This window comes from Salinihabitans flavidus, assembly GCF_900110425.1.
Classification (GTDB): Bacteria; Pseudomonadota; Alphaproteobacteria; order Rhodobacterales; family Rhodobacteraceae; genus Salinihabitans; species Salinihabitans flavidus.
Genome location: NZ_FODS01000052.1, coordinates 1 through 9,097, shown reverse-complemented (window position 1 = coordinate 9,097; position 9,097 = coordinate 1). Strand labels below are relative to the sequence as shown.

Annotated in this window: 10 protein-coding genes, 1 tRNA gene and 1 pseudogene; 8 read left to right on the top strand and 4 right to left on the bottom strand. The window is 63.3% G+C overall.

Going from position 1 to position 9,097, the window contains the following annotated elements:
* Positions 1–200, top strand: a 200-nt coding sequence (locus BMW66_RS20710; protein WP_245729565.1) for an integrase core domain-containing protein, incomplete at its 5' end; no start/stop codon positions are given.
* Between the two features lie 107 nt (positions 201–307).
* On the opposite strand, the pseudogene BMW66_RS20705 reads toward BMW66_RS20710, so the two are convergent.
* The 3 genes and pseudogenes from BMW66_RS20705 to BMW66_RS19255 form a co-directional block, all read right to left on the bottom strand.
* Positions 308–682 (bottom strand): annotated as a pseudogene (locus BMW66_RS20705) (DUF927 domain-containing protein); the annotation flags it as partial.
* Between the two features lie 246 nt (positions 683–928).
* Positions 929–1,165 (bottom strand): helix-turn-helix transcriptional regulator, encoded by a 237-nt coding sequence (locus tag BMW66_RS19260; protein WP_093120774.1) that lies wholly within the window; start codon positions 1,163–1,165, stop codon positions 929–931.
* A gap of 357 nt (positions 1,166–1,522) precedes the next feature.
* Positions 1,523–1,612 (bottom strand) — tRNA-Ser (locus BMW66_RS19255).
* Between the two features lie 202 nt (positions 1,613–1,814).
* Here BMW66_RS19255 and BMW66_RS19250 point away from each other — a divergent pair.
* From BMW66_RS19250 to BMW66_RS19220, 7 genes are read left to right on the top strand one after another with little or no spacing between them, the layout of a single operon-like run.
* Positions 1,815–2,696, top strand: a complete 882-nt coding sequence (locus BMW66_RS19250) for an SPOR domain-containing protein (protein WP_093120773.1) — start codon at positions 1,815–1,817, stop codon at positions 2,694–2,696.
* 12 nt (positions 2,697–2,708) lie between these two features.
* Positions 2,709–3,884 (top strand): D-alanyl-D-alanine carboxypeptidase family protein, encoded by a 1,176-nt coding sequence (locus tag BMW66_RS19245; RefSeq protein WP_093120772.1) that lies wholly within the window; start codon positions 2,709–2,711, stop codon positions 3,882–3,884.
* Complete coding sequence (gene tmk, locus BMW66_RS19240; protein WP_093120771.1) at positions 3,881–4,507, top strand: dTMP kinase; 627 nt, start codon at positions 3,881–3,883, stop codon at positions 4,505–4,507. The genes BMW66_RS19245 and tmk overlap by 4 nt, the downstream gene beginning before the upstream one ends.
* Complete coding sequence (locus tag BMW66_RS19235; protein WP_093120770.1) at positions 4,504–5,634, top strand: DNA polymerase III subunit delta'; 1,131 nt, start codon at positions 4,504–4,506, stop codon at positions 5,632–5,634. Before tmk ends, BMW66_RS19235 begins: the two co-directional genes overlap by 4 nt.
* Position 5,635: 1 nt before the next feature.
* Positions 5,636–6,442 carry a TatD family hydrolase gene (locus tag BMW66_RS19230; RefSeq protein WP_093120768.1) on the top strand — a complete coding sequence of 269 codons (807 nt, stop codon included), beginning with the start codon at positions 5,636–5,638 and terminating at the stop codon, positions 6,440–6,442.
* Positions 6,439–7,239: an MBL fold metallo-hydrolase gene (locus tag BMW66_RS19225; protein ID WP_093120767.1), complete on the top strand. Its 801-nt coding sequence runs from the start codon at positions 6,439–6,441 to the stop codon at positions 7,237–7,239. The genes BMW66_RS19230 and BMW66_RS19225 overlap by 4 nt, the downstream gene beginning before the upstream one ends.
* Positions 7,240–7,248: 9 nt before the next feature.
* Positions 7,249–8,178, top strand: a complete 930-nt coding sequence (locus BMW66_RS19220) for an AEC family transporter (RefSeq protein WP_093120766.1) — start codon at positions 7,249–7,251, stop codon at positions 8,176–8,178.
* Between the two features lie 12 nt (positions 8,179–8,190).
* Here BMW66_RS19220 and BMW66_RS20450 read toward each other — a convergent pair.
* The coding region (locus BMW66_RS20450) for a hypothetical protein (protein WP_217639353.1) at positions 8,191–9,097 on the bottom strand (907 nt) is incomplete at its 5' end.

Sequence of the window (9,097 nt, the reverse complement as noted above, 5' to 3'; positions counted from 1 at the left end):
TTGCCAGCATCGGTGAAGCCCGTGAAATCATCGAAGACTGGAGGATCGATTACAACAGGGAGCGTCCGCACAGCAGCCTGAAGTATCAGACCCCGGAGGAGTTCGCAGCCGCAAGGCCCTTCGACAAAACGCAATGGGCGCAGCCGCTTGAGCTACCTGATGGCTCCGCGCCCGCGCCCATTGCTCGCGCCGCCGAATGATGGCACACAAAAGGAGAACAGGCTCGACTTACGAGTGGCCCTGAAAAAAGGGGCAGGTCAGTCGCCACGAGGGCATTGCCGATCACATGACCGCAGCCGAGCACGAATGCGTCGTGCTTGTTGTCGGTCCAGCCGAGCCGGTCGAAACGCAGATACTGATCCTCGGGCCGCCAGATGTTCAGCAGCTTCATCACACTCTTGGCGGCCTTCTCGACCGGTGCCAGCTCAAAGCCCACGTTGAAGAGCGGTGCCAGCGCCACGTTCGCCGACTTATTGAGCTGCTGCTCGCTGAGCACCAGCTCATGCCACATGCCGTCCGGGTCCTGCACGGTGAGAACACGTCCCCATCCATGGCCGACAGTATTCCGGCAGCGCCCTTTCACGATGAGCGGAGAGCAGATGCGCGTGGACAGCGCATCGCCTTCTTTGTTGTCGCGCAGCTCATAAATACCGTTCTCATCGGTGGCGTAACCTGCCGGCATGCCATTGGTGGACTTCGCGTCATCGCGCGGCATGGCGTTGGTCGCAGCCGCCTTGGAGCCAGCCGTAAAGGCGAGCACGTTCTGGTTCAACGCGTTGTTGGGAGTAGGGGCAATGGTATCGGTCATGTGATGCTCTCGATTGGACAGGACTGGAGAGACCGGCGCGATGCGGCGCGCGCCGGTGGCGGTAATCTGAGGCCGCACCGTGGCGCAGGCCTTATGGGTGTCGGGATACTTGGAGAGGCGTCAGAGCAGGGTCAGGCGGTCTGGCTCGAACCCGAGGCACGTGATGAATCCACAGACCAGCTGGCTCTCCCATTCCTCTATGTCGGAAAGGCGCCAGCGGGTCGTCGTTCCACCCAATTTGACGGGCGCCGGGAAGTCGCCATTCCGCTTCCAGCGCCAGATCGAGTCCTTGGACACGCCGAAACGATTTGCGACTTGCTCGACAGATAGATAGAGGTTAGGAGTTGTTGAGTTCACCCTGAGTCTCCTGGGTTGAGCACACGACTTCACACCCCGTCGGCTGTTTTGCGGCTTCCGACGGGAAGTGAACGTTTGCAGGTTGCAATACCTACCATTATAGCAAAGTTTTCGTCGGATTGCCTTAGGATTCTGCGCCGCGCGCAAATTTTCCTAGATCGGCATGCATGCCAGGCAGTGATTCACGCTGGCCCTGGACTCGAACATGGTCATGGACGGATTGATCGATACGCCGGTGCTACATGCAGGTAGTTGCATCACATGGTAGGCAATGGCGCAAACGTTGGTGGCACTTATGGTGGTAGGAAATGCTTGTGATGAAAAAACAAAGCAAATTCAAATTGTTACGGTGATAGGTGGCGGAGGAGGTGGGATTCGAACCCACGGTGGGCGTTAACCCACGCCGGTTTTCAAGACCGGTGCATTCGACCACTCTGCCACTCCTCCGATCCGGAATTGCTACTCGGCGGCGCGTGATTCTGAAAGCCCCGTTGTCTCGGTAAAATCCGCTCATCTCGACGGCGCCACTTTCCTTGATCACGGCATGGGGTTACACTGTCACCGCAATCATGTCATGGCACTCAAACAAGTGGCGCCGGGCAACGGCAGACAGGGGCGGCAACGACCGCGAACAGGCAAGGGGCACGACATGCAAAATCAGAGTTTTCGGGCAGCTGCCGGATCCAAGGGTTCGCGGGCACTGGTATGGCTGTGTGCGGCCGCGCTGCTTTCCGGCTGCGAGGACGCGGGCGATTTCAATCCTTTCCGCGCCACATCCTCCGAGCAGGGTGAAACCCGTTCGGTCAAACTTGTGGAACGTGATGTCGAGGCGCCGGAGGTCTTTTCGGTCACGGAGGCCGGGCTTTGGGATGGGCGCCCGTCGCTCGGCGGGGTCTGGGCCGCGCATCCGGATGTGAAAGACCCTGAACGCGTCATAATTCGCAACAACAGCAACGGCAAGTTTGTCATTGGTGCGCTGTTCCGGCGTGAACGCGAGATTCCCGGACCGCGCCTTCAGATATCCTCCGATGCGGCTGCGGCGATCGGAATGCTGGCCGGACAGCCCGTGGAACTGAATGTGACCGCGCTGCGCCGTGAAGAGGTGCCGGACGAAGAGGCGGGGGACGGCGAACTTCCCGCGCCCGCTGACGTTCAGGAAGATTCGCTCGATCCGGTCGCCGCAGCCGGTGCCGCGATCGAAAAGGCGGAAGACGGTCAACAGACCCCCACCGCGTCAGGCGAAACCACTGCCGAGACCCCGGCGCCGAAGCCGGATGCAAGGCCAAAGGCCTCGTCTCTGTCAAAGCCCTATATCCAGATCGGTATCTTCAGTGTAGAATCCAATGCCAAGAATGCGGCGGGACAGATGCGCAATGCCGGGATGGTACCGCTCATCCGGGAACAATCGCTTCAGGGCAAGACCTACTGGCGCGTTCTGGTCGGCCCGGCGACAACCGCGTCAGAACGCGCCCAACTGTTGAAAAAGATCAAAGGCACCGGCTTTACCGACGCCTACGCTGTAGACAACTGACCGGAGGGGATCATGATCCGGCCCTTGATACGCCTTGCGGGTGGCTTGCTCGCGCTGTTGCTGATGGCGCAGGCCGTCACCGCATTCGAGACGAAAGCCCGCGCCGCCTTCGTGCTCGATCAGACGACCGGCACCGTGCTGCTGTCCAAGAATGCGGACGACCCGCTGCCTCCGGCGTCCATGTCGAAGCTGATGACTCTCTACATGGCATTCGAGGCGGTGCGCGACGGTCGCCTCACGATGCAGGAGAAGCTGCCCGTTTCGGAGCATGCGATGAGCTACGGCGGCTCGACCATGTTTCTCGACACCACGGACCGGGTGACGGTCGAGGACCTGTTGCGCGGCATCGTCGTGCTTTCGGGCAATGACGCCTGCGCGGTGATCGCCGAGGCGCTGAGCCCTGACGGGACAGAGGCCGGGTTCGCCCGCATGATGACGCGGCGCGCGCATCAGATGGGTATGACCAACTCCACCTTCATGAACTCCAACGGCTGGCCCGCAGCCGGGCACCTGATGTCGATGCGGGATCTGGCATTGCTGACCAACCGCATCATCACCGATTTTCCCGAGTTCTATCCGATGTTCGCCGAGCAGGAGTTCGCCTTCGATGGCCGCGCGCCACAGAACAACCGCAACCGCAACCCGCTTCTGGGGCTTGGAATCGGCGCCGACGGGCTCAAGACTGGGCACACCGAAGAGGCGGGATATGGGCTTGCAGGCTCTGCCCGGCAGGGGGACCGCCGTGTGATATTCGTCATTTCCGGGCTTGAGAGCGCCAGCGAACGCGCCGATGTCTCCGAAAAGATCGTAAGCTGGGCGTTCCGGCAATTTTCCGAACACCGGGTGCTGCGGTCCGGTGAGCGTGTCGCCCAGGCTGAGGTATGGATGGGCGCGGTGCCCCGCGTCGGGCTTGTTCCGGCAGAGGATGTGTCTCTCCTGCTGCCGGTTCTGTCCAGTAAACAGGTTGAGGCCGAAGTGGTCTACAATGGGCCGGTCAGCGCCCCGGTCGAGGGGGGGCAGGAGATTGCGGAACTGGTGCTCAAGCCGGTGGATCTGCCGGAGATGCGCATCCCGCTGGTGGCCGAAACCGGCGTGGCCAAAGGCGGTTTCACGGCACGGTTGAAGGTGGCGGCCACTGTCCTGATGAAGAAGATGGGCCTCAATCCCGATGCCGTGGGGGCGAGTTGACCCCGGATCGTCTCTTTATCACTTTCGAGGGCATTGACGGCTCCGGCAAATCCACCCAGGCCCAGTTGCTTGACGTAGCCCTGCGCGCCGAAGGGGTTGAGACGATCTTGACACGCGAGCCCGGAGGCTCTCCGGGCGCCGAGGAAATCCGTACCCTTGTTTTGCAGGGCGACCCCGACCGCTGGTCGGCGGAGACCGAGATCCTTTTGTTCACCGCCGCGCGGCGCGATCATCTCGAGCGCACGATCCTGCCGGCGCTGGCCGCCGGTAAGACAGTGATCTGCGACCGCTTCGCCGATAGCACAAGAATGTATCAGGGAATGTCGCGCGGCGATCTGCGCGCGCTGGTGGACGAGTTGCACCGCCTGATGATCGGGCGCGAACCTGATCTTACGCTATTGATCGACATGGATCCCGAACAGGGATTGCACCGCGCCAAGGCCCGGCAGACCGTTGAGGAGCGGTTCGAGGATTTCGGCCCGGCGCTTCAGGCGCAAATGCGGCAGGGATTCCTGGCCCTGGCCGAGGAGTTTCCGCAGCGAATTCATGTGATCGACGGTAACCGGACGCAAGACGCGGTGGCCGCCGACATCCTGCGCATCGTGAAGGCCGCGCCGGTATGAGCGAAGCCCCAGCCCTGCCCGAACCAGACCGCGTAGAGGGCGCCCCGCACCCACGCGAAACCGCGCATCTCATCGGGCAGGATGCGGCGGTTCAGGGTTTTCTGAGCGCGATGAATGCGGATCGACTTCACCATGCCTGGCTGCTGACCGGCCCGCGCGGCGTTGGCAAGGCGACCTTCGCATGGTCTGCGGCGCGGTTCCTTCTGGCCACGCCCCTCGGGGAGGGGGGCGGCCTTTTCGGCGATGCGCCCCCGGCGCATGACACGCTCGATGTCGCCCCCGATCACCCGGTGTTCCGCCGTATTGCGGCACTGTCGGAACCCGGACTGTTCCTGCTCCGGCGCGGGGCCAACGAACGCGGAGATCGGCTTTCGGCCGAAATTCGCGTGGAGGAGGTGCGCAAGCTGCGTTCCTTCCTGTCGCTTTCGGCGTCAGAGGGCGGGCGGCGCGTGGTGATCGTCGACAGCGCGGACGAGATGATGAACGCGTCCGCCAACGCGCTTCTCAAGCAGTTGGAAGAGCCGCCCGCGCGCACCACCTTCTTCCTGATCTCGCATCAGCCCGCGCGCCTTCTGCCCACCATCCGCTCGCGCTGCCGCGAGTTACGCCTTGCACCGCTGTCGCCCGAGGATATGGCGCGCGCATTGGCGGCTGCCGGCGCGGATACGCCGGGTGATGCCGCGCCGGAACTGGCCGCCCTCTCGTCCGGATCGGTGGGGGAGGCGATGCGGATCTCGCGGCTGGGCGGTGTTGAACTTTATACCGAACTGGTCGCGCTTTTCTCCGGCCTTCCACGTCCGGATCGGTCCCGCGCGCTCAAGCTGGCGGATCTGGCCGCCGCGCGCGGCAGCGAGGACAGGTTCGAGCTTCTCCTGACGCTGGTGGATCTCTTTCTCGTCCGTCTCGCCCGAACCGGCGTGACCGGGCAGGCGCCCCACCCAGAAGCCGCCCGGGGGGAAGCGGACCTTCTCTCCCGTCTGTCCGCGAGCCCGGCCCAGGCCCGCGCATGGGCCACCACCGCACAGCAGGTCAGCGCCCGCACCCGACACGGCCGGGCGGTCAACCTTGACCCCGCCGCGCTGGTCCTAGATACCGTCTGGAAAATACAGCAGACCGCAGCCGGATAGAATGACCGACATCCCACAGATCACCGACAGTCACTGCCACCTCGATTTCCCCGATTTCGAGGGTCAGCTCGACGAGATCCTCGCCAATGCCGCCGCGAATGGCGTCACGCGCATGGTCACAATCTGCACGCGGCTTCGTCAGGAACCGCAGGTCCGTGCCATCGCGGAGACGCATGAACAGGTTTTCTACGCCGCCGGGACCCACCCGATGAGCGCCGCGGACGAGCCGCTCGCCACGGTGGATGAACTGGTGGCGCTGGCCGAACATCCCAAGTTCGTCGGCATCGGGGAATCCGGTCTCGATTACCACTACACCGCAGAAAGCAAGGACGTGCAGCAGCAAAGCCTGCGCATCCATATTGCCGCGGCCCGCGAAACCGGCCTGCCGCTCATCATCCATGCCCGCGATGCCGACGAGGATATGGCCCGCATCCTGACCGAGGAGCACAAAAACGGGCCCTATTCGTGCGTGATGCACTGCTTTTCGTCGGGGTCCGCGCTGGCCCGCGCCGCGCTCGATCTGGGGTTCTACCTTTCGATGTCCGGCATTGCGACATTTCCCAAGAGCCGGGACTTGCGCGACATCTTCGCCAGCGCCCCGCTTGAGCGTATCCTCGTGGAGACCGACGCCCCTTATCTTGCGCCGCCGCCTTATCGCGGCAAACGTAATGAACCGGCCCATGTCATGCATACCGCCCGGAAGGGGGCGGAGGTATTCGGTCTCGATTATGCCGATTTCGCCGCTGCGACGCAGGCCAACTTCGAACGTCTCTTCGCCAAGGCCGCAGCCTACGGGATGGCGGCATGAGCGACCGGCTGATCTTCACCATACTGGGGTGCGGCAGCTCTGGTGGCGTGCCGCGTCTTGGTGGGAACTGGGGCGATTGTGACCCCGGCAACCCGCGCAATGCCCGCCGGCGCTGCTCCGTTCTGGTGCAACGCGAAGGCGCGCACGGCACCACCAGCGTTCTGATCGACACATCCCCCGATATGCGCGGTCAGCTTCTCGATGCAGGGATCGCAACGCTGGATGGCGTGATTTACACCCATTCTCATGCCGACCACATGCATGGTATCGACGATCTGCGCATGATTGTTTTCAACAAGCGGGAACGCTTGGCCGTCTGGGCCGACGGCCCCACGCAAGAGGCGCTCTTTTCCCGCTTTGGCTACGCCTTCGTGCAACCCGAAGGCTCCCCCTATCCGCCGATCCTCGATCTTCACACGATCAAGGGCGACGTTACGATCGCGGGCGCGGGCGGCCCTGTGACCCTGACCCCGATCAGGGTTAATCACGGCAGCATTGACGCGCTGGCCTTTCGTATCGGAAATCTGGTCTATATGCCGGATGTGGTGGAGATCTACGACGACGCCTGGCCACAACTGGATGGGCTGGACTGCTGGGTGCTCGACGCGCTTCGGCGCACGCCCCATCCGACCCATGCGCACCTCGAAAAGTCACTGGAATGGATCGAACGCGCCGCACCGAAGCGCGCGGTGCTGACCAACATGCATATCGACCTTGATTACGATGTGCTGGAGCGTGAGACACCGGACCACATCACCCCGGCCTACGACGGGATGCAGATCGTGCAACAAATCTAGGATCGCACGATGCAGGAGCTGTTCACCGTCATCCTCCCGGTATTTCTGGTGATCGGATTCGGCTACGCAGCGGCGTGGCGCGGCTATGTCACGGTGGCGCATATCGACGGGCTGATGCGCTTTGCCACGAATTTCGCGGTGCCTGTGCTTCTCTTCCGCGCCATATCCACCCTCGATCTGGGGGCAGAGTTCGATCTCGCCATGCTCGGCACCTTCTATGTCGGGGCGACGATCTGCTTTCTCGCGGGTCTTTTCGGCGCGCGCCTGCTGTTTCGCCGGGGCTGGGAAGACGCGGTGGCCATCGGCTTCTGTTGTCTTTTCTCCAACTCGCTCCTGCTGGGCCTGCCGATCACCGAGCGCGCCTATGGAGAGGACGCACTGGCGGGCAACTACGCGATCATCGCGCTTCATTCGCCCTTCTGCTATGGGCTGGGCATCGCCGTGATGGAGATCGTGCGGGCCCGCGGCACGGCAGGATTCGGCCTTGTCCGAACCGTCTTCACGGCAATGTTCCGCAATGCGCTCATCCTCGGGATCTCCGCAGGCTTCGTGGTCAATTTCGCCGGTGTGACCCTGCCTGAACCGGTCAGCGTCGCGGTGGACCTGATGGCCCGGGCTGCGCTTCCCGCCGCCCTTTTCGGCGTGGGCGGCGTGCTGTTCCGCTACCGGCCGGAAGGCGACTGGCTGACCATTGCCTTTGTCTGTGCCATTGCGCTCGGATTGCACCCGGCCATCGTCTGGGTGGCGGGGCAGGGGCAGGGGCTCGATCTAAGCTCCTTCCGCTCTGCCGTGCTGACCGCGTCGATGGCGCCGGGGATCAACGTCTATCTCTTTGCTTCGCTCTACGGCCGGGCACAACGCGTGGCGGCGTCCTCGGTGCTGATCGGCACCGCTCTGTCCATCGTGACCGTCTGGCTCTGGCTGGCCGCGCTTCCCTGAGCGCGGTCAACGTCAGCGAAGCTCGATCACCTGCCGTGCAAGCACCTTTCGGTTGCTGATGTCCAGAAGACGAAGCTCGTAAACCCCACTTTCGTCAGGCAACGTAAGGCGCACGGGCCCGTCATCTGTGATCTTCTCAACCGCGGCCCATGTGAAGAGCGGCTTGCCCTGCTCGGCCAGCGCGATCCGCTGATCGGCACTGCGTTCTTCAACCTGCCATTCGATCTCGATCGTTTCACCGGCGGCGGCACTGTCCGGCGCGGTCAGCGTGGCGCCGAAGGACAGGGGCGCATCAGCGTCCAGAATCTCGACACTGGCACGGGCCAGAACGACCCGCCCCTCGTTGAGCACATAGCGCACCTCGTAGAGGCCCGGCTGCTCAGGCGCGCGAAGCGTTCCCTCGGTGTTGTCACGAACCCGAATATGTGTCTCGATCTCCTTGTCCGCAGCGCCCATTGGAACGATCGTCACCATATCATTGCCCGACACCGCGCCGGTCCAGGAAACCTTCAGATCGTCACTCGCGCGCAGTGTTTCCGGCGCGGACACCGTCACCTCCGGCTCGGTGATCTCGATCATCGCGGTCGCCAGCGTGCGGCGCCCCTCGTTGAGCACATAGCGCACCTCGTAAAGCCCGGTCTCGGATGGCGCGCGCAGTTGGTCGTCGGTTTTGTCGCGGACGCGGGCGTGGTTGTCGATCTCGCCCTCCTCGGCCCCGGCGGGCACGATGGTGACGAAATCATTGCCTGAAACAGTGCCGCTCCACGAGACGGCGAAAGCCTCGCCGGTCAACGCGGTTTCCGGCGCGGACACCGTCACCTCCGGTTCGGTGATCTCGATCATCGTGGTCGCCAGCGTGCGGCGCCCCTCGTTGAGCACATAGCGCACCTCGTAAAGCCCGGTCTCGGATGGCGCGCGC